Source organism: Streptomyces jeddahensis (assembly GCF_001642995.1).
Lineage (GTDB): Bacteria > Actinomycetota > Actinomycetes > Streptomycetales > Streptomycetaceae > Streptomyces > Streptomyces jeddahensis.
Genome location: NZ_LOHS01000039.1, coordinates 1 through 24,858, shown reverse-complemented (window position 1 = coordinate 24,858; position 24,858 = coordinate 1). Strand labels below are relative to the sequence as shown.

Below are 24,858 nucleotides of genomic sequence, written 5' to 3'. Positions count from 1 at the left end.
CGGGGGCGCCCCGCCCCCCAAACCCGCCGCTGGACCCCACCCGGCCCCCTGAACCTGGCCCTCGTCCTGGGCCCCCTCCGCCGCGGCCCCGGCGACCCCACCTTCAGACCCACCCCTGACGGCGCCATCTGGCGCACGAGCCGCACCCCGCAGGGCCCGGGCACGCTCCGGGTCTCCCTGCACCCGGACACCGCCGAGGCCGAAGGGGAGGCGTGGGGCCCGGGAGCGGAATGGCTGCTGGACCAACTCCCGTGCATGCTCGGCGAGTTGGACGATCCGTCGGCCTTCACGCCCCGCCACCGCCTCCTCGCGCTGACCGAGCGGCGCCGCCCGGGTCTGCTCCTCACCCGTACCGGCCTGGTCATGGAGTCACTGATTCCGTCGATCCTGGAGCAGAAGGTGACGACGGACGAGGCGTACCGCGCGTGGCGGCTCCTGGTCCGCAGGTTCGGCGAGCCGGCTCCCGGCCCGGCCCCCGACCGCATGTACGTGATGCCGGATCCGCGCACCTGGGCGCTGATCCCGTCCTGGGAGTGGCACCGCGCGGGCGTCGACAACAAGCGCGCCTCGACCATCCTGCGGGCGGTCCGGGTCGCCCGGCGCCTTGAGGAGGCAGCGGCCATGGAACCCGCAAAGGCCCAGGCCCGCCTGGAACTCATCCCCGGCATCGGCCCGTGGACGTCAGCCGAGACCGTGCAGCGAAGCAACGGCGCTCCGGACGCGATCACCGTCGGCGACCTGCACCTCCCCGGCATCGTCGGATACGCCCTGGCCGGCGAGCGGGACGCGGACGACGCGAGAATGCTGGAACTGCTCGAGCCGTACGCCGAACAGGGCCAACGCCACCGCGCCGCCCGCCTGATCCTCCTCAGCGGCCACACCCCACCCCGCCGCACACCGCGCATGCCCCGCACCGACATCGCGACACTCTGACCGCCGGCCCCGGTGCACTGCGGCGCCCCAAAGGGGCGCGGGGCTGTGTCGATATGCGGCTCCGCCGCGCGGGCGCGACCAGCCACGACGCCGCCCTAAAGGGGCGCGGGGCTGTGTCGATATGCGGCTCCGCCGCGTGGGCGCGACCAGCCACGACGCCGCCGCAGCAAACCGACGGCAGGAGCGCCCTAAAGGGGCGCGGGGAACTGCGCGACCAGCCACGACGCCGCCGCAGCAAACCGACGGCACATCGCGGCACCCCCAGCGGAGCGCTCAGCGGACCGCGATGAACGCCGCCGCCTCCCGCACAGGCCGCGCCTTCGGCGCCTCCGCCGCATGCCCCACAGCCACCGCCCCCATCGGGTCCCACCCCTCCGGCAGCTCCAGAACCTCCCGTACGACATCGCGGCAGAACATCGTCGACGACACCCAGGCGGAGCCCAGCCGCTCGCCGGCGAGCGCGACCAGGAAGTTCTGCACGCCCGCGCCGGCCGCGACCACGAACATCTCGCGCTCGGCCCCGTCCCGCCGCGGATCGCCGTACGTGTGCGCGCCGTCGGTGACGAGGCAGGGCACCACCAGGTAGGGCGCGTTGCGCAGGACATCGCCGCGCCGGACGCGCTTGGCGATGGACTCCTCCGACTTGCCGTCGCGCCGCAGATCGGCGATCCAGGCGTCCCGCATCGCGTCGAGCAGCCGCGTCCGCGCCTCGGGCGACTCGAGCAGGACGAAACGCCACGGCGTCGTGTGGTGCGGTGCGGGCGCGGTCACGGCGGCCGCGACCGCGCGCCGCACCGCCCCCGGGTCCACCGGCTCGTCCGTGAAGGCGCGGACGGTACGCCGCTGCGTCACGGCCTCCCGTATGGCCTCCGACGTGCCCAGCCGGAACATGTCGTCGCGGGCGGCACGGACCATCGCGCGGGCACCCTCGGCCTCCTCCGCCACGACGTGGGGAAGTCCCCGCACCACCGCGACGGGCAGCCCTTCGGCCTTGCCCTTCACCAGATCCCCCGCGGCGGCCAGCTCGTCCGCGGTCGCGACGACGGTGGCGCTCAGCGGATTGCCGTACGCATCGGTCCCGCCACGCAGATCGTCGAGCACGCGCACACCGGCGGCACCGATGGCGACATCCGTCAGGCCGTTGCGCCAGGGCCGCCCGAACGTGTCGGTGATCAGCACGCCCACGTCGACGCCGAGCGCGTCGCGCAGCCCGTCCCGGACCGCCCGCGCCGACGCGTCGGGGTCCTCGGGCAGCAGCAGCACGGTCCCGGCGGGCGTGTTGGAGGCGTCGACCCCGGCCGCGGCCATCACCAGGCCCTGCCTGTTCTCGACGATACGAAGGCTCCCGCGGCGCGCCACGACACGCACCGTCTCGCCGTCGATGGCCGACTCGCGCGAGTCGGCGGCCACGATCCGGCCCTCCGCCTTGGAGACGATCTTCGACGTGACGAGGACGACGTCGCCGTCCGCCAGGCCGGGCTCCGCGGCCGCTATGAGCTTGGCCAGATCGTCGCCCTCCCGGACCTCGGGAATCCCGGGCACCGCCCACACCCGGAAGCCCGCCGCTGCGGTTCCCGCGCTCGTCATCCGCGGACCTCCTCGGCCAGCGCGAGCGCCTCGCGGGCCATCTGGGCGGCGGCGTCGACGTCGGTCATCATCAGCGGCACCGCGCGGCAGCGGATGCCGGCGGCCTCGACCTGCTCCACGGAGCCCGCGTCGACGGTGTCCACGAGCCAGCCGTCCAGCAGCCCCGAACCGTAGTGCTCGGCGACCGCGGCGGCGGTGGACTCCACGCCCACCGCGGCGAGGACCTTGTCGGCCATGCCGCGCACGGGCGCGTCCCCGACGATCGGCGAGAGGCCCACGACCGGAACGCCCGCGTCGGCGATCGCCTCGCGGATCCCGGGCACGGACAGGATCGTGCCGATGCTCACGACCGGGTTGGACGGCGGGAAGAGCACGACGTCGGCCTCGGCGATGGCCTCCAGTACGCCGGGCGCGGGCTTCGCCTGCTCGGCACCGACCGGTACGACCGCCTCGGCGGGCACCGACGCGCGCAGCCGCACCCAGTACTCCTGGAAGTGGACGGCCTTGCGCTCGCCCTCCAGCTCGATCGCGACATGCGTCTCGACGCGGTCGTCGGACATGGGCAGCAGCCGCACACCCGGCTTCCACCGGTCGCACAACGCCTCCGTGACGGCGCTGAGCGGATACCCGGCGCTCAGCATCTGCGTCCGCACGATATGCGTGGCGAAGTCGCGGTCGCCGAGGCCGAACCACTCGGGCCCGACGCCGTACGCCGCGAGCTCCTCCTTGAGGTGGAACGTCTCGTCCGTACGCCCCCAGCCCTGCTCCTCGTTGATGCCGCCGCCGAGCGTGTACATCACGGTGTCGAGGTCCGGGCAGACCTTCAGGCCGAAGAGATGGATGTCGTCAGCGGTGTTGCCGATGACGGTGATGTCGGCGTCCGGGACGGCCTGCTTGAGACCGCGGAGGAACCGGGCACCACCGATGCCGCCTGCCAGAACCACAATGCGCATGCCGTAAGTCTTGCAGGCGGGTACGACACCGCGTGAGCCGGTCACGGGGCCCTGCCCGGCTTCCCGGGCCCGCGCTGCTCCTCGCGGCGCCGTCAGGCCCCTAGCGGCGCCGTCACGCCGTGACGGTGTCCTCCGCGTGCCGGGACGCGCACCGCGCCGCATGTGCCGCCTGCGCGATGGGGGTCCCCCCGGTCGAACGAAGCTGAGACTGGGGGAGCATCGGCATCTCGGTCAGGCCCGGATAGTAGATGTGCAGGCTGACGGCCGGTTCGAGGGAGTCGTTGACGACCTCGTGGACGTACCCGGGTGCGAAGACCCGCTGCGTGCCCGCACCCAACGCGCGCGTGCCGCGCTCGGTGCGCTCGGTCAACTGCCCGTCCAGCACGGTCAGTACGCCGGACGAAGGGCCGTGGTCGTGCAGCCCGCTGCCCTGCCCGGGCACCCAGGAGAGCAGCCACACCTCGTAGCCGGGGCCGGTGCGCAGCCGGTGGTACCAGCGCGATGTGGCGTCGTACTGGACCAGGTGCTCCCACTGGGAGCGGTCGGCGGCGATGGAGCGGGCGAGACCGGCGAACTCGGCGACGGTGACGGGGTGTTGACGGGCGGGCTGGAGCAGGTGGGTGACCTCGAGGATGTCGCCGGCGATCTGGAGGTCGCTGTCGCTGTTCATGGATGCGGTGGTTCCTCGGCGGAAGAGTGCTGGATGTCGTGGGGGCGCCCGTGATCACCGGCGGAACGGCCGGCGTGACCGGGCGGGTCGCCCCTGCGCGGGGCGGAGGGTGCCCCTGGAGGGGCGGGAGGGGAACAGCCGGAGCGCGGTGTGGCTCAACAGCTGGGACAGCAACAGCAACAGCACGTGCGGGCAGCACCGAGGAACCCGCAGGGGCGGGTCACGGAAAGCGCCAAGTTCACGAGCATGCCCACCAGGACAGCGGTTCATGCCCCGGATGTCAACTCGATGACCGGAATGTGGGACATGGTTCACCTCATCCGGTTGCTCAGCATGGCGAAAGGTTTGTTCATGGCGCGCCGGGGACACGTGCCGCATAGGTCCGCGCACCAAACGCCGTTGCGATCCTGTGATCCGAATGTGATCCGTTTCGCTTCGGGGTGCAGGACTGAACCGCATGAAAGTTCGGAGCGTCCTCCTCTGCAGGGATCAGAAAGCCCGGGCAGGCCACTGGCAAGTGTCATGGTTTATGCCGATTTGAACACTTTCTGTACGGGCTTGGTTCCGCAGAGTGAATAAGGGGCTCAATAGCAGATCCCGGCTTGACTCGCCCGGAGCTGCACACTTGTAATTTCACTCGTGTCGTTCAGCCGGTATCGGTAACGGCAACATCACGGGGACGCAAAGACAGACGAGGGGCGCACATGACCGAGCTGTTCCAGCAACTGCTGGTCGAGGACGCGGACGAGGAGCTCGGCTGGCAGGAGCGCGCGCTGTGCGCCCAGACCGATCCCGAGTCCTTCTTTCCCGAGAAGGGCGGCTCCACCCGCGAGGCCAAGAAGGTCTGCCTCGCCTGTGAGGTCCGGTCCGAGTGCCTCGAGTACGCGCTGGCCAACGACGAGCGGTTCGGCATCTGGGGCGGCCTGTCCGAGCGTGAACGCCGTCGGCTCAAGAAGGCCGCGGTCTGAAACCTGCCACGGCCGAAAGCGGCCGGTCTGAAATCCGCCGCGTCTGATTCCGTCGCCTATGAAAGCGGCCGCCGTCTGAAAGTGCGGCGGACGAAGCGCCACCGGCACGCGCGCGTGCCCGAGCACAACCGGTCGAACGGCGCAGATGTCGCCGACGAAACCGCACACATGCTCACGTAACTGGCCCGTCGCAGGTGGGTTATCCACAGGCGGCGGGCCGCTGTGCTGGGCAGCCGTTAGTGTGGGCCCTCGTCCGAGACACCCGCCGCCCCGCAGGGCGCAGGCGTCCACCTCAGTCCATCGAACCGGGGCCCGCACCTCGATGACCGTGCACAGTCATACGGCAGCCCAGTACGACGCTGCCTCCGCAGTGTTCGACCAGACTCGCCAGGCGGCGCTGTCCGACCCGGCGCGTCCCCCCGAGTTCCCGCGGCATGTCGTCACCGCGGTGATCGTCTCGCACGACGGTGCCCGCTGGCTGCCGAAGGCCCTCGCCGGGCTGCTCGGCCAGGAGCGCCCTGTGCAGAACGCCGTCGCCGCCGACACGGGCAGCGCGGACGACTCCGCCCAGCTGGTCACCGAGGCACTCGGCGCCGACCGGGTGCTGCACCTCGCCCGCCGCACGGGCTTCGGCGCCGCCGTCGACGAGGCCGTCCGCACCGCCGGCGTCCTCACGCCGGACGACCTGCCGTACCTCAAGCGCCCCAGCGGCTGGGACCCGGTGAACCGCACCTGGCGCGACGACGCGTACGACATGCCGGACCTCCCCTACGGCGAACCGGAGCAGTGGCTGTGGCTGCTGCACGACGACTGCGCCCCCGAGCCGGACGCGCTGGCCGAAATGCTGCGCGTCGTGGAGAACGAACGCGAGCTCGGCAAGGACGTCGCGATCGTCGGCCCGAAGCTCCGCGGGTGGTACGACCGCCGGCAGCTGCTCGAGGTCGGCGTCACCATCGCCAACAGCGGCCGCCGCTGGACCGGCCTCGACCGGCGCGAACAGGACCAGGGCCAGCACGACCACGTACGGCCCGTGCTGTCCGTCTCCACCGCGGGCATGCTGATCCGGCGCGATGTCTTCGAGCAGCTCGGCGGGTTCGACCGGCGGCTGCCGCTGATGCGTGACGACGTCGACCTGTGCTGGCGCGCCCACGCTGCGGGACACCGCGTGCTGGTCGCACCCGACGCCGTCGTCCGGCACGCGGAGGCGGCCTCACGCGAGCGGCGCACCGTCGACTGCGTCGGACGCACGGCGACCAGCCCGCACCGCGTCGACAAGTCCGGCGCTGTCTACACCCTCCTCGTCAACGCCCGTTCCGCAGCGCTCCTGTGGGTGCTCCTGCGCCTGGTGCTCGGCACGCTGCTGCGCACGCTCGCGTATCTCGTCGGCAAGGTGCCCGGCCAGGCGCTCGACGAGGTCGCGGGCCTCTTCGCCGTCCTGCTGCGGCCCGAGCGGATCCTCGCCGGCCGGCGCCGCCGCGGCAGACCCCAGGTCGACAAGGCCGAACTGCGGCCGCTCTTCCCGCCACCCGGCGCGACCGTACGGGCCACCGTGGAGCAGGTCGCGAGCAACCTCGTGGGCCGCTCCGACCCCGAGGTCGCCTCCGGCGCGGGACGGCACGGCGGCGCCGTCGAATCCGGACCGGGCGGCGACGACGCGGACTTCCTCGAGATCGAGCAGTTCGCCCGGCTCAAGCGCATCGCGCGCAAGCCGGGACCGATGCTCTTCGTGGTCCTGCTGTTCTTCTCGCTCATAGCGTGCCGTGAGCTCCTCGGAGGCGGAGCGCTCGCCGGCGGGGCCCTGCTGCCCGCGCCCGCGGACGTCTCCGAGCTGTGGTCGCGTTATGCAAGCGGCTGGCATCCGGTCGGCACCGGCGGCACCCAGTCCGCGCCGCCCTATCTCGCGCTGGTCGCGTTGCTCGCCGCCGTGCTCTTCGGCTCCACCGGACTGGCCGTCACGGTGCTGCTGGTGTGCTCCGTGCCGCTGGCCGGTTTCGCCGCCTACTTCGCGTCGCGCCCGCTCGTCGAGTCACGGCTGCTCCGCGCGTGGGCTGCCGTCGCGTACGCCTTCCTGCCCGCCGTCACGGGCGCCCTCGCGGGCGGCCGGATCGGCAGCGCCGTGCTGGCCGTGCTGCTGCCGCTCATCGCGCGTGCGGGCATCGCCGCGAGCGGCCTCACCGCCCGGGGCGACGCACGCGGCAGCTGGCGCGCCACTTGGGCGTACGCACTGCTGCTCACCCTCGCCACGGCCTTCACGCCGATCGTCTGGCCGATCGCGCTGATCCTCGGCATCGGCCTGCTGGCGCTCCGCAGAGCCGACCTCGTCGCATACGGGCTCCGCTTCCTGGCCGCGCTCGGCACGCCGCTGCTGATCCTCGCTCCCTGGTCGCTGTCGCTGCTGCCGTTCGGCTTCTTCACGGAGGCCGGCCTGGAGTACGGAAAGGGTTCGGCGTCCGGTCTCGACCTGCTCGGCGCCTCGCCGGGCGGGCCCGGCACGGTCGCCGGGCTGGTGCTCATCGGCATCGTGCTCGCGGCGCTGGCCGCGCTGCTGCGGGGCGAACGGCAGACCGCGGTGTACACCGCCTGGGCCGTCGCCCTCGTCGCCCTCGTCTTCGCGGCCCTCTCGAACGGCTCCACGTGGGCCGGACCCGCGACCCTCGTCTACGGCATCGCCCTGCTGGGCGCCGCCGTGCTGGGCGCCGACGGGGCACGCGCGCGCGTGGCCGAGCAGAGCTTCGGCTGGCGGCAGCCAGTGGCCGCCCTCATCGCCCTCGCCGCGGTGGCCGGGCCGCTGATCGCCGCCGTCGGGTGGATGATCCGCGGTGCCGACGGGCCGCTGGAGCGGCGCGACCCGGCGCAGGTGCCCGCGTTCGTCGCCGAGGAGGCCGACACCCGCGACCAGCCCCGCACCCTCGTGCTGGACAGCGACTCGGACGCCGAGGTCGCGTACACGCTGGTGCGCGGCTCCGGCGCCCGGCTCGGCGACGCCGAGCTGACCGGGGCGGGCGGCAGCAACAAGAGGCTCGACAAGGTCGTCGCCAACCTTGTGGCCGGCTCCGGCGCCGACCAGGCCGACCAGCTCGGCGGCTTCGCGGTCCGCTATGTGCTCGTACGGGGCGGGGCACCCCGCGAGATGAGCCGCGTCCTGGACGCCACGCCGGGCCTGAGCCGTCTCAGCCAGCAGGACGGCAGCGCGCTGTGGCGCGTGGACCGGCAGGTCTCGCGTGCCGCCATCGTCCCGAAGTCCGGCGACCCGCAGCCCGTCGCCTCCGGGCCCGTCGAGCTGCACACCACGATCCCGGCGGGCAAAGCGGGCCGCGTGCTGCGTCTCGCCGACTCGGCCGACGAGGGCTGGACGGCCACGCTCGACGGTCGCCCGCTCACCGCGACCACGGTCGACGGCTGGGCCCAGGGCTTCGAACTGCCCGCATCCGGCGGACGGCTGGACGTCACCCATGACGCTCCGGTCACGCACACCGCCTGGCTGTGGGCGCAGGGCGCGCTCGCCGTCGTCCTCGTCGTCCTCGCGCTGCCCGGTCGGCGCCGGGACATCGACGACGACCTGCCCGAGGAGCCCGTCGTGCCCGCCGAGGCGGTCGCGGGGGAGGGCCGCCGCGCGCGGCGGCTCCGGGCACAGGCCGAAGAAGCGGCCCAGGAGAGCGGTGCCGCCGAGCCCGCGGCCGTGCCGCCTCCCCCGGAGGAGGCGGCCCCGGCAGCCGTTCCCCGGCAGCAGTCGTACGGGGATTGGGAGACGCCCGGCTACGGGGCCGGCGGGTACGGCACGTACGGCGAACAGCAGGACGCCACCCAGTACCCGGCAGGGTCGTACGAGCAGGCGGGTGCGTACGACCAGGCAGGCTCGTACGAGCAGGAGTACCAGGCGGAGCCGTACCAGGGCGGTGAGTACGACCCGTATGCGTACGGCGGGGCGTATGAGCCGTATGACTCGTCGTACGGCCAGTCCGGGCAGCCCGGCCAGTCCGGGCAGACGGCCTATGACGAGGCCCCGACGGCCTACGACGGGTCGTACGAGCAGCAGCCGACGCAGCAGCCGCACGGCACCGACCATGAGCGCCCCGACGGGAGCCACCAGTGAACCGCACCACCGTTTCCCTGATCGCCGCCGCGACCGCGCTCGCCGCCGTCACCGGGTTCGCCTCCCTCACCGCGCCGGACGGTACGGGCAGCGGCGAGGCGAAGGCGGCCGCCCGTCTGCCCGTCGAGCGCTCCACGCTGCTCTGCCCGGCACCGAGCACCTCGGACCTCGCCGAGACCTCGTACACGTCTTTCACGCCCGAGTCGAAGGGCTCCGGCAGCACCGGCAAGGCCGAAGTGACCGCGGCGGCAAGGGAGTCGGAGGACGACGCCAAGGGCAAGGGCGACAAGCCCGTGCTGTCGCCGAAGCAGCCGGGCAAGCCGGTCACCGGCGAGTCCTCGGGCGCGGAGGCACCCGCGCTCGTCGGCACCGCCGAGGGGAACCTCGCACCGGGCTGGACCGTTCAGCAGACCACCGAGGTCCGGGCGGGCATCACCCGGGGCGTCCTGGGGGTGAACTGCACCGCTCCCGACACGGACTTCTGGTTTCCGGGCGCCAGCACCGCCGAGGAGCGCAGCGACTACGTCCACCTGACGAACCCCGACGACTCGGCCGCCGTCGTCGACATCGAGCTCTACGGCAAGGACGGCGCCCTCAAGTCCGAGGTGGCGGAGGGCATTCAGGTCCAGCCGCACGCCAGCGTGCCGGTGCTGCTGTCCACGCTCACCGACGAGCAGCAGACCAATGTGACCGTGCACGTGACCGTGCGCAGTGGCCGGGTCGCCGCGGCCGTGCAGGCCGCCGACGACAAGCTGGGCGCCGACTGGCTGCCCGCCTCCACCGATCCGGCAGGCAGCCTGGTGCTGCCCGGCATCCCGGAGGACGCCACGGCCGTGCGCCTGGTCGCCTTCGCGACCGGCGAGGACGACGCCGACCTGAAGGTGCAGCTGGCGACCCCGGAGGGCCTGATCACCCCCGCCGGGCACGAGACACTGCACGTCAAGTCCGGCATGACGGCCGCCGTCGATCTCGGTGACGTCACCAGGGGCGAGGCGGGCTCGCTGGTCCTCACGCCGACGGAGGAATCGGCGCCGTTCGTGGCGGCCCTGCGGGTCGTCCGCGGCAAGGGCAGCAAGCAGGAGACCGCGTTCATACCGGCGACGCACCCGGTCGGCGCGCGCGCGACGGCCGCGGGCAACCGTGCCAAGGGCTCGTCCCTCTCCCTGGTCGCCCCGGGGAAGTCCGCGAAGGTCAGGGTCACGGCATCGGCGGGCAGCGAGGGCGGTACGGCGGTGACGAAGACGTACACGGTCAAGGGCGGTACGACGGTGGCGCTGAAGCCGCCGGTACCGAGCGGCCTGAAGGGCACCTACGCGCTGACGGTGGAGTCGGTGTCCGGCGGCCCCGTGTACGCCTCGCGGATGCTGGAACTGCCGCAGGACGGCATTCCGATGTTCACCGTGCAGACGCTGCCGGACGACCGGGGGACGGTCTCGGTGCCGACGGCGGACCAGGACCTCTCCGTGCTGCAGAAGTGACACGGTCGTCGGGCCGCTCCCCAGGGGCTCGACACCGGCTGTGGCGCTCCGGTGGCGAACCGAGCTCAAAAAAGGGGGGTCAGTCCTCCCCGTACCGCGGGTCCACGGTCTCCGGGGTGAGGCCCAGCAGCTCGGCGACCTGCTCGACGACGATCTCGTGTACGAGTGCGGCGCGCTCGTCGCGCCCCTTGGTGCGGATCTCCACCGGGCGGCGGTAGACGACGACGCGCGCCGGGCGGCCCTCACGCGCCGGGATCGTGCCGCCGAGGGGCACGGCGTCCTCGCCCCAGGCCACCAGGTCCGGTCCTGCGGCAGCGCTGCCGCCGTCGAGCCGCGGCACCTCCACGACCAGGAAGTCGATGTCGGCGAGCTGCGGCCAGCGGCGCTCAAGCCGCTCGACGGAGTCCTGGACGAGGTCCGCGAAGGCCTCGGCGCGGCTCGCGGCGAGCGGAACCTGCGGCGGCGCGACGGGGCCGCGCATTCCCCTGCCGTGACGGTCACGGCGGCGGGGCCTGGGCTCGGCGGCACGGGGCGGTACGGGGCTGTCCATCACCGATGAAGCGTAGTCCTCGCGCGGTCCTCTGTGGCGGTCGGCCGAGGGACCTCTCGGCTCACGGATACCGGCGGCCACCCGCATGGGTGCAGATCCCCGGATGCTTTTGGAGATCACCCGCATAGCCGTGGACAGCGTCGTTGAGCACCTGCACAGCCGCGGACACCGTCGTCGATCGCCCGCACGGCCGCGGACGCCGTCGCGTGGCGGCCGCAGGCGCGGCCGCGTACCACCGAATCCGTTGCAGAAGGCACCGAATCCGTTGCAGAACACGGCATGTCCTTCGATGACCATTCCAGCCAAGCTCGGGATCGTTTCCGTATCTCTCCGGCTCTCTCCGTGACCGCCGATGCCATGGCGTATGTCGGGGTTTGCACCAGGTGGTGCCTGCCGCATGTCGGCCGACTTCTGGGAAGGCGACGGTCTGTGCAGGTCAGCGGCGGGCTGTCGGTGGCGGACGTGGCAAGGATCACGCCACGACACGGTGGGGTGACCTCGGGGAGAGTCGTCGCGGCCCGCTCAAGAGTGCGGTACCGTCCAACGTCGTGAGCCCTGTACGTCGCTGTTCGCGCACCGCTTGCGGCCGTCCCGCCGTCGCGACGCTGACGTACGTCTACGCCGACTCCACTGCGGTCCTCGGCCCCCTCGCGACCTACGCCGAACCCCACTGCTACGACCTGTGCGCCGAGCACTCCGAGCGGCTGACGGCGCCGCGCGGCTGGGAGGTCGTCCGGCTCGCCGACGCCTCGGGCCCGGCCCGCCCGACCGGCGACGACCTCGAGGCGCTCGCCAACGCGGTGCGCGAGGCGGCCCGCCCGCAAGAGCGCGCGGCAGAGGCCGGGGGCGGCGGCCGGACCGCCGACCCGAGGGAGGTCGGGCGCCGCGGCCACCTCCGGGTGCTGCGCTCGCCGGACTCCTGACTCCCCGTTCTCCTGGCTCGAAGCCCGCCGCGCTCTCCCGCTTTCCCGGCCCGAAGCCCGCCGCGCTCTCCCGGTCTCCTGGCTCGAAATCCGACCGCGCTCTCCCGGCTCCAAGTCCGTCGCGCTGACCCGGCGCCAAGTCGCCTACTCCAAGCTCCACTTCCTCCGCTGCCCCACGTCACGTCACCTGCACGACTTCACCGCTGTACGACCCATTGACGTGACGTTGTCGCGGACACGACCATTCCCTCCGCCCGTGAGAAATCCTTTCCGTATCACGGAAACCGGAGGCACCTCGTGTTCGTCCAGCAACTCGAGCCCGTGGCCGGTTCCCTCGGCCTGTCCGCCCTCGTCGCGACTCTTCCCCTCCTGACCGTCCTCGTCCTGCTCGGCGTCGTCCGCATGAAGGCGCACCACGCGGGCCTCATCGGCCTCACCGTCGCGGCACTGGTCGCCTGGCTCGCGTACGGCATGCCGCTCGGCCAGACGCTCGCGGGCGCCGCCCAGGGCGCCGTGTTCGGCCTCTTCCCCATCCTGTGGATCGTCGTCAACGCCCTGTGGGTGTACCGGATGACGGTCCACACCCGGCACTTCGACATCCTGCGCCGCTCCTTCGGGCGGCTCTCCGACGATCCGCGTATCCAGGCGCTCGTGGTCGCGTTCTGCTTCGGGGCGCTGCTCGAGGCGCTCGCCGGCTTCGGCGCACCCGTCGCGATCTGCTCGGTCATGCTGGTCGCGCTCGGCTTCGAGCCCGTGCGCGCCGCCGTCGTAGCCCTCGTCGCCAACACCGCGCCCGTCGCCTTCGGCGCCATGGGCACCCCGGTGGTGACGCTCGCCGAGGTCACCGGGCTGCCGCTGGACACGGTCGCCTCGGTGGTGGGCCGTCAGACACCCTTGCTCGCCCTCGTGGTGCCGCTCGTGCTGGTCGGCCTGGTCGACGGGCGGCGCGGGCTGCGCGAGACCTGGGTGCCCGCCCTGGTCTGCGGCATCGCCTTCGCCGTCGCGCAGTTCGCCGCGTCCAACTACGTCTCCGCGCAGCTCGCCGACATCGGGGCCGCGCTGGCGGGCGCCGGTGCGCTGGTGGCACTGCCGGGGGCGCGCAGGCCCGCCGCTGAACCCGTACGGACGGCGGTCCTCACGGGCGTACGCAGCGAGGAGCTCGACGAGGACGACCCGCGGCCCGAGGTGCTGCGCGCCTACGCCCCGTACGCGCTGATCGTGGCCGTCTTCTCGACCGCCCAGATCCCGGCCGTCAAGGAACTGCTCGGGCAGGCGACGCGCACCTTCGACTGGCCGTTCCTGAACGTCGCCGATCCGGACGGAGACCCTGTCGGGCAGAACGTCTTCTCGCTGCCGTTGCTGTCGACCGGCGGCACGCTCGTGCTGCTGGCCGGGCTCGGCACGGCCGCCGTTCTGCGCGTGCACGCGCGCGTGGCGCTGCGCGAATGGGCGGCGACGGTGCACGAGCTGAGGTTTGCGATCCTCACCGTGACGTCCGTTCTGGCGCTTGCGTATGTCATGAACTTGTCGGGTCAGGCGGCCACCATCGGTCACTTCGTGGCGGCGGCAGGCGCGGGGCTGGCCTTCCTGTCGCCCGTCCTGGGCTGGTTCGGTGTCGCCGTCTCCGGGTCCGACACCTCGGCCAACGCGCTTTTCGGTGCGTTGCAGGTGACCGCGGCGCAGCAGTCGGGGCTGTCGCCGGAGCTTCTCGCCGCGGCCAACAGCTCGGGCGGGGTGCTGGGAAAGATGATCTCGCCGCAGAACCTGACGATCGCCTGTGCCGCGGTCGGCCTCGCCGGCAAGGAGGGCGACCTGCTGCGCAAGGTGCTGCCCTGGAGCATCGGGCTGCTGCTGGTCATGTGCCTGATCGTGGTGGGGCAGAGCACGGCGGTGCTGGGCTGGATGCTGCCCTGACAGTCGTCGGCGGCGCTTCCTCCGGCGGCTCTTCGGCAGCCCGATCTTCCACTGTCAGAGCCTGCAGGTAGTTTGGGGCGACTGATGAGGGCTTGAGGGCTTGAGGGCTCCAGGAAAGGACGGCCGTGACTGCTGATCTGTCGCAGCTCGTGAAGGCGTACGACGTACGCGGGGTGGTCCCGGATCAGTGGGACGAGTCGCTGGCCGAGCTGTTCGGTGCCGCCTTCGCGCAGGTGACGGGCGCCACCGCGATCGTGACCGGGCACGACATGCGGCCCTCGTCGCCAGGCCTGTCGCGCGCCTTCGCGCGCGGGGCCGCGTCCCGCGGCGTCGACGTCACCGAGATCGGCCTGTGCTCGACGGACCAGCTGTACTACGCCTCGGGGGCGCTGAACCTGGCGGGCGCGATGTTCACGGCCTCGCACAACCCCGCTCAGTACAACGGCATCAAGCTGTGCCGGCCGGGGGCGGCGCCCGTCGGCCAGGACACCGGGCTTGCGGAGATCCGCGCCCTCGTCGAGGAGTGGAGCGACTCCGGCGCGCCCGAGCCGGTCGCAACGCCCGGCTCGATCACCCGGCGGGACACCCTCGAGGACTACGCGGCACACCTCCGCTCCCTCGTCGACCTGACATCCATCCGGCCGCTGAAGGTGGTCGTCGACGCGGGCAACGGCATGGGCGGCCACACCGTCCCCACCGTGTTCGCCGGCCTCCCCATCGACCTGGTGCCGATGTACTTCGAGCTGGACGGCACCTTCCCGAACCACGAGGCGAACCCGCTCGACCCGGCCAACCTCGTGGACCTGCAGAAGCGGGTGCGCGAGGAGAGCGCCGACATCGGCCTCGCCTTCGACGGGGACGCGGACCGCTGCTTCGTCGTCGACGCGTCCGGCGACCCCGTCTCACCGTCGGCGATCACGGCGCTGGTCGCATCGCGCGAGCTCGCGCGGAACGGCGGCACGGGCACCGTCATCCACAACCTGATCACGTCCTGGTCGGTCCCCGAGGTCGTCCGCGAGAACGGCGGCACGCCGGTGCGCACCCGCGTCGGCCACTCCTTCGTCAAGCAGCAGATGGCCGAGACGGGCGCGATCTTCGGCGGCGAGCACTCCGCGCACTACTACTTCCGCGACTTCTGGAACGCCGACACCGGCATGCTCGCCGCGCTGCACGTCCTGGCGGCGCTGGGCGGACAGGACGCACCCCTGTCCGAGCTCGTCGCCCAGTACGACCGCTATGCGGGCTCCGGCGAGATCAACTCGACGGTGGACGACCAGGCGGACCGCCTGACCGCGATCAAGGCGGCTTACGGCGGCCTGGACGACGTCACCCTCGACGAGCTCGACGGCCTGACCGTCAGCGCGGCCGACTGGTGGTTCAACGTCCGCCCCTCCAACACCGAGCCCCTTCTGCGTCTGAACGCGGAGGCCCGGGACGTGGCCACGATGACGAAGATCCGTGACGAGGTCCTGGCGATCATCAGGAGCTGAGAGCTGCCGGCAGCCGGCCGCGGGCCGTGTCGTCCGCCCGCCTCCTGTCGTCCCTCCGTCCGCGGGGGTCAGCCGCCCGTTTGTGGGCAGTCGTTCCGCTGGGGCGGAAGAGGCGGGCACGAACGGGCCCACGGCCCGCCCCCGACAACGAAGCCCAGCCCCGTGGACGTACCGCCCGAGGCCCAGGCGCGCCAGGTACGCTGACCAGGCCGCACGTACCCTGCCCAGCTGTTCGAAAGGACCCGCAATGCCGCTCGAAGCCGGCCTCCTGGAGATCCTCGCCTGCCCGGCCTGCCACGCCCCGCTCAAGGAGCAGGAGACCGAGCTCGTCTGCACCGGCAAGGACTGCGGCCTGGCCTACCCGATCCGGGACGGCATCCCCGTACTCCTCGTCGACGAGGCCCGCCGCCCCGCGTAACCGCAGAGACAAGCGCGGCGACCCAGCCGCGACGGCGATCGGAGGCCGACGCCCATGCTCGACGAATCGCTGCTCGACGACCCCGAGGCCCTCGCCCTCGCCGACCGGCGAGGCCTGTTGCGCGGCGCCGCAGAGGCCGGCGCCCGGGTGCGCACCGCCCTCCGGCACGCGGCCGAAGCAGGCGTCATGGATCTCAAGCCCGACGGCCGCCCCCGGGCCGTGCTGACCGCGGGACCGGGCATGGCCGCGATCTGCGTCGCGGACCTGCTGTCCACGCTGGTCGCCGCGGGCTGTCCCGTCACCCGCCTGGGGCCCACCGGCGTGGCCCCGGCCGCCGGTGCGCTGCGCTGGGCGCTGCCCGGTTGGGCCGGCCCGGTCGATCTGCTGCTCATCGCCACCCCTGACGGTTCGGAGCCGGGCCTAGCCCTCCTCGCCGAACAGGCGTACCGCCGCGGCTGCACGGTCGTCGCCGTGGCCCCCGCCCGCTCGCCGCTGATGGAAGCCGTCCACGGCGCCGCACACGGCCTGGTCGTACCGATGGCGACCGCTCCGTACGAGGAGCAGGAGCAGACCGCGGCCGCGAGCCCCGGCGCGCTCTGGGCGCTCCTCACGCCGCTGCTGGCTCTTCTGGACCGCACCGGCCTGCTGGCCGCACCGCCCGACAGCCTCCAGAAGATCGCCGACCGCCTCGACCACACCGCAGAACGCTGCGGCCCGGCCAGCGCGACGTACGAGAACCCGGCCAAGACGCTCGCCGCCGAGCTCGCCGAATCCCTCCCGCTGATCTGGACCGAGGGCTCGGGTGCGGGCCCCACGGGCCGCCGCTTCGCCGCCGCGCTCGCCGAACTCGCCGGCCGTCCCGCGCTCACAGCCGAGCTTCCCGAGGCGATGCCCGCCCATGGCGCGCTGCTCGTCAGCACACTCGCCGGCGGCGCCGACCCGGAGGACTTCTTCCGTGACCGCGTGGAGGAGGAGCAGGCCCTGCGCGCCCGCGTCCTCCTGCTCAGGGACCGGCCGACCGACGTCCTCAGCGCCGCCCCAGCCGCGCGCGAGCTCGCGCTCAGCCACGACACCGCGATCAGCGAGCTCGAGCCCGAGGGCGGCAGCGAACTGGAGGGCCTCGCAGAGTTGATCGCCATCACGGATTTCGCCGCCGTTTACCTGTCGCTCGCTTCGGGGGCCTGATCTTGACCGGACCGGCCGGGGCCCGATCCCGCCGGTCCGGGCCGTACGGAGCTCCGGCCCCGCGTACGACGAGCCCGCTGACGCCTGTACGGAGAAAGCAGCCACCATGGACCGCCTCGACAACACCATCCGCCCCTACGCCTGGGGCTCGACCACCGCCATCCCCGAGCTGCTCGGTGTCGAGCCGACGGGAGAGCCCCAGGCGGAGATGTGGATGGGCGCCCACCCCGGCGCGCCATCGCGCACCGCGCGCGGAGCGCTGAACGTGGTGATCGACGCCGACCCCGAGCGTGAACTGGGCGCGCGGTCCGTGGAAAAGTTCGGCCCCCGGCTGCCGTTCCTGCTCAAGATCCTCGCGGCCGGCGCCCCGCTCTCCCTCCAGGTCCACCCCGACCGCGCCCAGGCGAGGGAGGGGTACGAGGCGGAGGAGCAGCGCAGGGTCCACATCGACGCCCCCCACCGCAACTACAAGGACGCCAACCACAAGCCCGAACTGATCTGCGCGCTGACGCCGTTCGACGGCCTGTGCGGATTCCGCAATCCGCTCCAGGCCGCGGAGCTGCTCTCTCGCCTGGACGTCGACTCCCTCAAGCCCTACGTCGACGTCCTGCACGCCCACCCCGAAGAGGCCGCCCTCCGCGAGGTCCTCACCGCCGTGCTCTCCGCCGACCGCGACGAGATGGCGACCACGGTCGCCGAGGCCGCGGCTGCCTGCGCGCGCCTGGCCGAAGACGCCGACGCCTCCGACCTCGCACCCGACTACGCGGCGTACGCCTCGATCGCGCGGCACTACCCTGGTGACCCCGGTGTGATCGCCGCCATGCTGCTCAACTACGTCCAGCTCCAGCCGGGCGAGGCCCTCTTCCTCGGCGCCGGAGTCCCGCACGCCTACCTGGGCGGCCTCGGCGTCGAGATCATGGCCAACTCGGACAACGTCCTGCGCTGCGGCCTCACCCCGAAGCACGTCGACGTACCGGAACTGCTGCGCATCGTCCGCTTCGAGGCGACCGACCCCGGCGTACTGCGCCCCGAGGCCGCCCCGGACGGCGAGGAGGTCTACGCGACGCCGATCGATGAGTTCCGGCTCTCCCGGTACGTCCTGCCGGAGGGCGCGACGCCGCACGACCTGACCGCCCCCACCCCGCAGATCCTGCTCTGCACCGCCGGCTCGGTGCGGACCGGTGAGTTCACGCTCGCGCCGGGGCAGTCCGTCTTCGTCCCGGCCGGAGAAAAGTCCGAAGTATCCGGGTCCGGCACCGTCTTCCGCGCGACTGTGGTGGCCTGATAAACCGAGTGCGTCCCGTACTGCAACAATGACCCACCGCAAAGGGCCGGCAAAGCAAGCCGGCCCGGCGCGGCGACGTGGCGACGTAGGGACCAGGGAAGGGACACGGCGAACACATGAGTGCGTCAGGCGGTACCAAGGCGATCGTGGCAGCACTGGCCGCCAACCTCGCGATTGCCGTAGCGAAATTCGTGGCGTTCCTCTTCAGCGGCTCGTCGTCGATGCTCGCCGAGTCCGTGCACTCGGTCGCCGACTCCGGCAACCAGGCGCTGCTGCTGGTCGGCGGCAAGAAGGCCCAGCGCGAGGCGACCCCGCAGCACCCCTTCGGCTACGGCCGCGAGCGCTACATCTACGCCTTCCTCGTCTCGATCGTCCTCTTCTCGGTTGGTGGCATGTTCGCCATCTACGAGGGCTACGAGAAGATCAAGCACCCGCACGAGCTCGAGCACTGGTACTGGCCGGTGGGCGTGCTGGTCTTCGCGATCATCGCCGAGACCTTCTCCTTCCGCACCGCCATCAAGGAGTCCAACGCCCTCCGTGGCAAGAAGTCGTGGAAGGAGTTCGTACGCCACGCCAAGGCCCCCGAACTGCCCGTCGTCCTCCTGGAGGACCTCGGCGCGCTGGTCGGTCTGATCCTGGCGCTCTTCGGTGTCGGCCTGACCCTGATCACGGGCGACAGCGTCTGGGACGGCATCGGCACCCTCTGCATCGGTGTCCTGCTCATCCTCATCGCGCTCGTCCTGGCCGCCGAGACGAAGTCGCTGCTGCTGGGCGAGGCCGCCGGTACGGAGGAGGTCGCGAAGATCGAGGCCGCGATCGTCGACGGCGACACGGTCAGCCGCATCATCCACATGCGCACGCTCCACATCGGCCCCGAGGAGCTCCTGGTCGCGGCCAAGATCGCGGTGCGGCACGACAACACGGCCGCCGAGGTGGCCGCCGCCATAGACGCCGCCGAGGCCCGCATCCGCAAGGACGTCCCGATCGCCCGCGTGATCTACCTGGAGCCGGACATCTACAGCGAGACCGATGCCGCCAAGGGCCCGGACCGCGACGCCACCCCGGGCGGCCCGACTCCCGCATCGGAGCACTAGCCAGCCGTTTGTGGGCAGTCGTTCCTCCCCCAGTGCCTCAAGGGCCTGGGAGGTACCCCTATGGCGGAACGGGTGGGCACAAACGGCCCACGGCCCGCACGTAGTCACCGGCGCCCGTTGGTGGGCAGCACGCACTGCAGACGTACTGCAGAACTGAGGCCCGTGGGCGCGTTGATCGCCCCTTGGGCCCCCAGCCCGCGTGGGCGGGCTGGGGGCCCAAGGGGCGATCGGTGTAGATTCGTGGGGACAGCCAGACGTCGCTGCTGATGGCGGTCGGGCGGTCCGCACCGCGGACCGACCGAGGGAGAGAGGGCCTCCGACGGACTGGGCCGCGGCCCGGGCACCGGTGTGTCCGCCGCCGCAGAGCCAGCCGTACCCACCCTCGATACCATCGCGAGGAGCAGCCCGTTATGACGACGACTGTCGATCACCGACAGGACTTCAAGGTCGCCGACCTCTCCCTGGCCGAGTTCGGCCGCAAGGAGATCACCCTCGCCGAGCACGAGATGCCCGGCCTCATGGCGATCCGCAAGGAGTACGCCGAGAAGCAGCCGCTCAAGGGCGCCCGCATCACCGGCTCCCTGCACATGACCGTGCAGACGGCGGTCCTGATCGAGACCCTTGTCGCCCTCGGCGCCGAGGTCCGCTGGGCCTCCTGCAACATCTTCTCCACCCAGGACCACGCCGCCGCGGCCATCGCCGTCGGCCCGAAGGGCACCCCGGACAACCCCCAGGGCATCCCGGTCTTCGCCTGGAAGGGCGAGACCCTGGAGGAGTACTGGTGGTGCACCGAGCAGGCCCTGACCTGGCCGAACAGCCCCACCGGCGGCCCGAACATGATCCTCGACGACGGCGGTGACGCCACCCTCCTCGTCCACAAGGGCGTCGAGTACGAGAAGGACGGCAAGGTCCCGTCCGTCGATACCGCCGAGTCCGACGAGCACCGCGTCATCCTCGAGCTCCTCACCCGCACCCTGAGCGAGAGCCCGCAGAAGTGGACCCGCCTGGCGTCCGAGATCCGAGGCGTCACCGAGGAGACCACGACTGGCGTCCACCGCCTGTACGAGATGCAGCGCGACGGCGTACTGCTCTTCCCGGCGATCAACGTGAACGACGCCGTGACGAAGTCGAAGTTCGACAACAAGTACGGCTGCCGGCACTCGCTGGTCGACGGCATCAACCGCGCCACCGACGTCCTGATCGGCGGCAAGACCGCCGTCGTCTGCGGCTACGGCGACGTCGGCAAGGGCTGCGCGGAGTCCCTGCGCGGACAGGGCGCCCGCGTGATCGTCACCGAGATCGACCCGATCTGCGCGCTGCAGGCGGCGATGGACGGCTACCAGGTCACGACGCTGGACGAGGTCGTCGACAAGGCCGACATCTTCATCACCACGACCGGCAACAAGGACATCATCATGGCCTCGGACATGGCCAAGATGAAGCACCAGGCGATCGTCGGCAACATCGGCCACTTCGACAACGAGATCGACATGGCCGGCCTCGCGAAGGTACCCGGCATCGTCAAGGACGAGGTCAAGCCCCAGGTGCACACCTGGACGTTCCCGGACGGCAAGAAGATCATCGTGCTGTCCGAGGGCCGTCTGCTGAACCTGGGCAACGCGACCGGCCACCCGTCGTTCGTGATGTCCAACTCGTTCGCGGACCAGACCCTGGCCCAGATCGAGCTGTTCACCAAGCCCGAGCAGTACCCGACGGACGTCTACGTGCTGCCCAAGCACCTGGACGAGAAGGTCGCCCGCCTCCACCTCGACGCGCTCGGTGTGAAGCTGACCAAGCTCCGCCCCGAGCAGGCCGCGTACATCGGTGTCGAGGTCGAGGGCCCGTACAAGCCGGACCACTACCGCTACTGAGCCCACCACCGCTACTGAGCCCGACCTGCCGGGGCCCCTGCCGCTGAGCGGCAACCGCTCTCGACACCGCCTCCCGCGCGGCACTCTCGAACCGGCGGCACCCTCGGCAGCACCGCTCAGCGGACGGACACCAGCAGGCCCTCGCCCACCGTGGCGGGGGCCTGCGCCCTACCAGCACCGGACCCGATCCCCATGCCCCGCGGCCGCTATTCGCTCCATGATCCGCACGATCACACCCCCCTCGGTGAAGAGCACTTCCACTGCGCGCCCGGCCCCTCCGGCTGGCGCTACGTCTCCCAACTGACCACCCCCTCCGGCGATCACGCCGGCTCCGTCGACCTCGCCCTCGACGAACTCGGCCGCCCCATCCGCCTCGAACTCCACGCCGCGAGCTGGCAGGTCCGCGGTGCCGCCATCGACGGCGTCACCTGGGTACGCACCGACCCCACCGGCACGCACGCCACCGAAGGCAACGCCCCCGCCCACGCCTTCACCGGCAGATCCCCCGCCTTCCTCATCGCGACCACCCGCCTCCTTCGCCTCACCCCCGCTTCCCCCTCGACCCGCGTCCGCCTCGTCGCCTTCACCGAACCGGTCCTGGCCCCGCGCACCCTCGACCAGTCCTGGGCCCTGCGGAACAGAGAAACACACACCACTGACAACGGCCCGCTGACCGTGGACGAATACCAGGTCACAGCCCTGGACACCGGCGAACAGCACACCGTCCACATCGCCGGCGACGTGGTCCTGGCCGCTCCCGGAATCGAGCTCGAGGACCTCGACTCCCCACCGTCGATGTAGCCGTACTCCGCGGCTGTGCTCCTGGGGCTCCCGAGCTCGCCCGTGCTCCCTACACGGGAGGCACGAACCCGGTGCCCGACCCCGCGGCATCACTGCTCCGCCCGTCACCGGCCGACGGCTCACCGGCCGGCGGCTCAACGGCCGAGCGATGACGTGGCGAGAGGTGATCCGGAGAGCGATGGTCCGGCGACCGGTACGACGGCGGCACCGGCTGTACGGTCCCCACCGCGTACCCCGCACCCGGATGAGCGGCGCCCTGTCCGGCCGTACCCGCCCCGGGCCCGCCACCACCAGGCAGACCACCCCAGGCCGAGGCCGCTCCACCCCCGCCGAAGGCACGCCGCGCATCCCGCGACCGCCGCTCATGCACCACCGCCGCCAGATACGCGGCCGGAGGAACCCCCGGCGGCACCGGAGCCCCCGTCCGCGCCGAGAGATCGGCGGCCAGCCGCTCGGCCATGCCCCAGCCCACCTGCGGATCCAGCTGCCCCATCCGCATCAGGTACTGCCGGATCGCGAGCCACAACCCGTCCGGGACAGCAGACAGATCAAGCCCGGAGAACCGCCCCACCAGCCAGGGCGGAGGCGGAGGAACGAAAGCAGCAGGCCCGGCGGGCACCCGCTCCCGTACGACGAGAGTGCCCGCGAAGACATCACCGAGCCGTCGCCCGCGCGCGGACACGAACGAAGCGATGCACGCGACGATCCCGAACGTCGCCAGGATCTCGACCACACCGAAGGCACCCCGCACCAGCGCATGCCGGAACCGGATCGGCCCTCCGTCGTCCCGCACCACCCGCAGACCGCACGCCAGCTTGCCGAGCGAGCGCCCATGACTGAGCGCCTCCACGGCGATCGGCCCGCCCACCAGTACCAACAGGAAGGCGGCCACCGAGACCGCCGCCACCGCCGCCTCGTCCAACGACGCCGTAGCCGCCGCCAGGCCCAGCAGCACCGCCACATAGACCGCCCACGCCACGACGAGGTCGATCAGCACGGCCAGCGCCCGGCTCGGCAGCTTCGCGGGACGCAGCTCCAAAGCCACCGCCTCGCCCGTCACAAGCTCACTCACGCCGGCCGCCTTCCCTGTCCGCCGCACCGTCCCCTGCCCTGCCTTATGAACAGCCAGTCTGCCAAGCTGAGTGCGCATCGCGCCCGCAGTAGCCGTAGCAACGCAGTTGTCGCTGCAGCCGCCGTCGTCACAGCAGCCGCAGGGAGAGCAGCCGAGGGAGCAGCAGATCCGATGGACCTGGACGTCTTCGTGTCCGCCCACCGGGCGGAGTGGGACCGCCTGGACGCTCTGCTGCGCCGCCAGCGCCGCCTGACCGGCACCGAAGCGGACGAACTCGTCCTGCTCTACCAGCGTGTGGGCACTCACCTCTCCCTGATCCAGTCCAGCGCACCGGACCCTCAGCTCGTCGGCCGACTCACCCAACTGGTGGCACGCGCGCGTAGCGCCGTCACCGGCACCCGCCGCGCGTCCTGGCGCGACGTGACGCGCTTCCTCACGCACGGTTTCCCAGCCGCTGTCTACCGGTCCCGCCACTGGTGGGTCCCGACCGCGCTTCTGTCGACGATCGTCGCGGCCCTCCTCGGCTGGTGGATCGGCACCCACCCCGAGGTCCAGTCCGCCATCGCGGCCCCCGCCGAACTACGCGAGCTCACCCGCCCCGGCGGCCAGTACGAGACCTACTACTCGAGCCACCCGGCGGCCTCCTTCGCCGCACAGGTCTGGACGAACAACGCCCAGGCCGCCGCGATGTGCCTGGTCCTCGGTGGTTTCCTGTGCCTGCCGGTCATCTGGATCCTCTTCCAGAACATGCTGAACCTCGGCGTGGGCATCGGCCTGATGTCCTCAGCAGGCCGTCTCGACACGTTCCTCGGCCTTGTCCTGCCGCACGGCCTCCTGGAACTGACCGCGGTCTTCGTAGCCGCCGGTACGGGACTACGGCTCGGATGGACCCTCATCGACCCGGGTCCGAGGAGCCGTCGCACCGCCCTCGCAGCCGAGGGACGCGCCGCCGTCGGCATGGCGATCGGCCTCGCCCTGGTCCTCTTCGTCTCCGGCGCCATCGAAGGCTTCGTCACCCCCTCGGGCCTGCCGACCTGGGCCCGCATCGGCATCGGAATCGCCGCTGAGCTGGCCTTTCTCGCATACGTCTATGTGCTCGGCGGCAGGGCGGCGCGCGCCGGCGACATGGGCGACCTGGACGAATCCGAGCGCAGCGCCGCGGTGCCTACCGCCGCGTGATGTGCGGACACGCAGGCTGACCTGCTAGTCTCCTCTTCGCCCCGAGAGCCGTTGACACGGCCGGACCGGGGAGGTAGATTCGAACAGTTGCCTGGAGCGGAGGACGTTCACGGGTGACCGTGAGCATCTGTCTGCTTCTCGACATCACATTCCTTGAGAAGCCATCCCGATCAATCAGGAATGAGCGGCCGGTCAGGCCGGTCGAAAATCTCTGATAAAGTCGGGTCCGCCGAAAGGGAAGCCGCAAGGCCAACTAAAGGCGAAAGGCCCTCCAACGGCCACCGGAAATGAATTCCGACCGGAAACGGAACGGAAAACGGATCTGGTAAGGTTGGAAACACCGAAGGGAAGCGCCCGGAGGAAAGCCTGAGAGAGTCTCTCGGGTGAGTACAAA

The 24,858-nt window shown here is 71.7% G+C and carries 19 protein-coding genes; 14 read left to right on the top strand and 5 right to left on the bottom strand.

Annotated features, from left to right (window positions below; all coding sequences use genetic code 11):
- Nucleotides 1-933: DNA-3-methyladenine glycosylase family protein (locus STSP_RS05230; RefSeq protein ID WP_157902775.1), on the top strand; the 933-nt coding region annotated here is incomplete at its 5' end.
- Nucleotides 934-1,206: 273 nt separating this feature from the next.
- Here the strand turns inward: STSP_RS05230 and STSP_RS05225 are convergent.
- The 3 genes from STSP_RS05225 to STSP_RS05215 form a co-directional block, all read right to left on the bottom strand.
- The gene (locus STSP_RS05225) at nt 1,207-2,520 is read right to left on the bottom strand and encodes a coenzyme F420-0:L-glutamate ligase (protein WP_067272686.1); all 1,314 of its coding nucleotides are present in this window, start codon (nt 2,518-2,520) and stop codon (nt 1,207-1,209) included.
- Nucleotides 2,517-3,473: a 2-phospho-L-lactate transferase gene (gene cofD / locus STSP_RS05220; protein WP_067272689.1), complete on the bottom strand. Its 957-nt coding sequence runs from the start codon at nt 3,471-3,473 to the stop codon at nt 2,517-2,519. The genes STSP_RS05225 and cofD overlap by 4 nt, the downstream gene beginning before the upstream one ends.
- A gap of 112 nt (nt 3,474-3,585) precedes the next feature.
- A complete protein-coding gene (locus tag STSP_RS05215) occupies nt 3,586-4,143 on the bottom strand; it encodes a cysteine dioxygenase (RefSeq protein ID WP_067272684.1) in 558 nt (185 codons plus the stop codon).
- A gap of 704 nt (nt 4,144-4,847) precedes the next feature.
- On the opposite strand from STSP_RS05215, the gene STSP_RS05210 reads away from it, so the two are divergent.
- The 3 genes from STSP_RS05210 (at nt 4,848) to STSP_RS05200 (ending at nt 10,682) form a co-directional block, all read left to right on the top strand.
- On the top strand, nt 4,848-5,111 hold the full coding sequence (locus tag STSP_RS05210; protein ID WP_017945871.1) for a WhiB family transcriptional regulator: 264 nt from the start codon (nt 4,848-4,850) through the stop codon (nt 5,109-5,111).
- 322 nt (nt 5,112-5,433) lie between these two features.
- The gene (locus STSP_RS05205; protein ID WP_067272682.1) at nt 5,434-9,204 is read left to right on the top strand and encodes a glycosyltransferase family 2 protein; all 3,771 of its coding nucleotides are present in this window, start codon (nt 5,434-5,436) and stop codon (nt 9,202-9,204) included.
- Nucleotides 9,201-10,682, top strand: coding sequence for a DUF5719 family protein (locus tag STSP_RS05200; protein WP_067272680.1), 1,482 nt, complete (start codon nt 9,201-9,203; stop codon nt 10,680-10,682). The genes STSP_RS05205 and STSP_RS05200 overlap by 4 nt, the downstream gene beginning before the upstream one ends.
- A gap of 79 nt (nt 10,683-10,761) precedes the next feature.
- Here STSP_RS05200 and STSP_RS05195 read toward each other — a convergent pair whose 3' ends face one another.
- Nucleotides 10,762-11,232 carry a metallopeptidase family protein gene (locus STSP_RS05195; RefSeq protein ID WP_078066897.1) on the bottom strand — a complete coding sequence of 157 codons (471 nt, stop codon included), beginning with the start codon at nt 11,230-11,232 and terminating at the stop codon, nt 10,762-10,764.
- Nucleotides 11,233-11,780: 548 nt separating this feature from the next.
- Between STSP_RS05195 and STSP_RS05190 the strand changes: the two genes are divergently transcribed.
- The 9 genes from STSP_RS05190 to STSP_RS05155 all read left to right on the top strand — a co-directional run bounded on the left by STSP_RS05190 (nt 11,781) and on the right by STSP_RS05155 (nt 22,213).
- The gene (locus STSP_RS05190; RefSeq protein ID WP_067272674.1) at nt 11,781-12,155 is read left to right on the top strand and encodes a DUF3499 domain-containing protein; all 375 of its coding nucleotides are present in this window, start codon (nt 11,781-11,783) and stop codon (nt 12,153-12,155) included.
- A gap of 297 nt (nt 12,156-12,452) precedes the next feature.
- On the top strand, nt 12,453-14,069 hold the full coding sequence (locus tag STSP_RS05185; protein ID WP_067272671.1) for an L-lactate permease: 1,617 nt from the start codon (nt 12,453-12,455) through the stop codon (nt 14,067-14,069).
- Between the two features lie 125 nt (nt 14,070-14,194).
- On the top strand, nt 14,195-15,559 hold the full coding sequence (locus STSP_RS05180) for a phosphomannomutase/phosphoglucomutase (protein ID WP_067272669.1): 1,365 nt from the start codon (nt 14,195-14,197) through the stop codon (nt 15,557-15,559).
- Between the two features lie 247 nt (nt 15,560-15,806).
- Nucleotides 15,807-15,977, top strand: a complete 171-nt coding sequence (locus STSP_RS36635) for a Trm112 family protein (protein ID WP_078066896.1) — start codon at nt 15,807-15,809, stop codon at nt 15,975-15,977.
- Between the two features lie 54 nt (nt 15,978-16,031).
- The gene (locus tag STSP_RS05175; RefSeq protein WP_067272665.1) at nt 16,032-17,162 is read left to right on the top strand and encodes an SIS domain-containing protein; all 1,131 of its coding nucleotides are present in this window, start codon (nt 16,032-16,034) and stop codon (nt 17,160-17,162) included.
- Nucleotides 17,163-17,268: 106 nt separating this feature from the next.
- Nucleotides 17,269-18,447 carry a mannose-6-phosphate isomerase, class I gene (gene manA, locus STSP_RS05170; protein ID WP_067272662.1) on the top strand — a complete coding sequence of 393 codons (1,179 nt, stop codon included), beginning with the start codon at nt 17,269-17,271 and terminating at the stop codon, nt 18,445-18,447.
- Between the two features lie 116 nt (nt 18,448-18,563).
- Nucleotides 18,564-19,541, top strand: a complete 978-nt coding sequence (locus STSP_RS05165; protein ID WP_067272659.1) for a cation diffusion facilitator family transporter — start codon at nt 18,564-18,566, stop codon at nt 19,539-19,541.
- Between the two features lie 410 nt (nt 19,542-19,951).
- Nucleotides 19,952-21,412: an adenosylhomocysteinase gene (gene ahcY, locus STSP_RS05160; protein ID WP_067272656.1), complete on the top strand. Its 1,461-nt coding sequence runs from the start codon at nt 19,952-19,954 to the stop codon at nt 21,410-21,412.
- Nucleotides 21,413-21,604: 192 nt separating this feature from the next.
- Nucleotides 21,605-22,213, top strand: coding sequence for a hypothetical protein (locus tag STSP_RS05155; RefSeq protein WP_067272653.1), 609 nt, complete (start codon nt 21,605-21,607; stop codon nt 22,211-22,213).
- Between the two features lie 49 nt (nt 22,214-22,262).
- Here STSP_RS05155 and STSP_RS05150 read toward each other — a convergent pair whose 3' ends face one another.
- The gene (locus STSP_RS05150; protein ID WP_067272651.1) at nt 22,263-23,285 is read right to left on the bottom strand and encodes an RDD family protein; all 1,023 of its coding nucleotides are present in this window, start codon (nt 23,283-23,285) and stop codon (nt 22,263-22,265) included.
- A 171-nt stretch (nt 23,286-23,456) separates the two neighbouring features.
- On the opposite strand from STSP_RS05150, the gene STSP_RS05145 reads away from it, so the two are divergent.
- Complete coding sequence (locus STSP_RS05145) at nt 23,457-24,464, top strand: stage II sporulation protein M (RefSeq protein ID WP_067272649.1); 1,008 nt, start codon at nt 23,457-23,459, stop codon at nt 24,462-24,464.
- The last annotated feature ends 394 nt before the right edge of the window (nt 24,465-24,858 follow it).

Bases quoted from the DNA above. Each gene is read 5' to 3' on its own strand.
- STSP_RS05225 (WP_067272686.1), bottom strand. From the start codon at position 2,520: ATGACGAGCGCGGGAACCGCAGCGGCGGGCTTCCGGGTGTGGGCGGTG.
- cofD (WP_067272689.1), bottom strand. From the start codon at position 3,473: ATGCGCATTGTGGTTCTGGCAGGCGGCATCGGTGGTGCCCGGTTCCTC.
- STSP_RS05215 (WP_067272684.1), bottom strand. From the start codon at position 4,143: ATGAACAGCGACAGCGACCTCCAGATCGCCGGCGACATCCTCGAGGTC.
- STSP_RS05210 (WP_017945871.1), top strand. From the start codon at position 4,848: ATGACCGAGCTGTTCCAGCAACTGCTGGTCGAGGACGCGGACGAGGAG.
- STSP_RS05205 (WP_067272682.1), top strand. From the start codon at position 5,434: ATGACCGTGCACAGTCATACGGCAGCCCAGTACGACGCTGCCTCCGCA.
- STSP_RS05195 (WP_078066897.1), bottom strand. From the start codon at position 11,232: ATGGACAGCCCCGTACCGCCCCGTGCCGCCGAGCCCAGGCCCCGCCGC.
- STSP_RS36635 (WP_078066896.1), top strand. From the start codon at position 15,807: ATGCCGCTCGAAGCCGGCCTCCTGGAGATCCTCGCCTGCCCGGCCTGC.
- STSP_RS05175 (WP_067272665.1), top strand. From the start codon at position 16,032: ATGCTCGACGAATCGCTGCTCGACGACCCCGAGGCCCTCGCCCTCGCC.
- manA (WP_067272662.1), top strand. From the start codon at position 17,269: ATGGACCGCCTCGACAACACCATCCGCCCCTACGCCTGGGGCTCGACC.
- STSP_RS05165 (WP_067272659.1), top strand. From the start codon at position 18,564: ATGAGTGCGTCAGGCGGTACCAAGGCGATCGTGGCAGCACTGGCCGCC.
- ahcY (WP_067272656.1), top strand. From the start codon at position 19,952: ATGACGACGACTGTCGATCACCGACAGGACTTCAAGGTCGCCGACCTC.
- STSP_RS05155 (WP_067272653.1), top strand. From the start codon at position 21,605: ATGCCCCGCGGCCGCTATTCGCTCCATGATCCGCACGATCACACCCCC.
- STSP_RS05145 (WP_067272649.1), top strand. From the start codon at position 23,457: ATGGACCTGGACGTCTTCGTGTCCGCCCACCGGGCGGAGTGGGACCGC.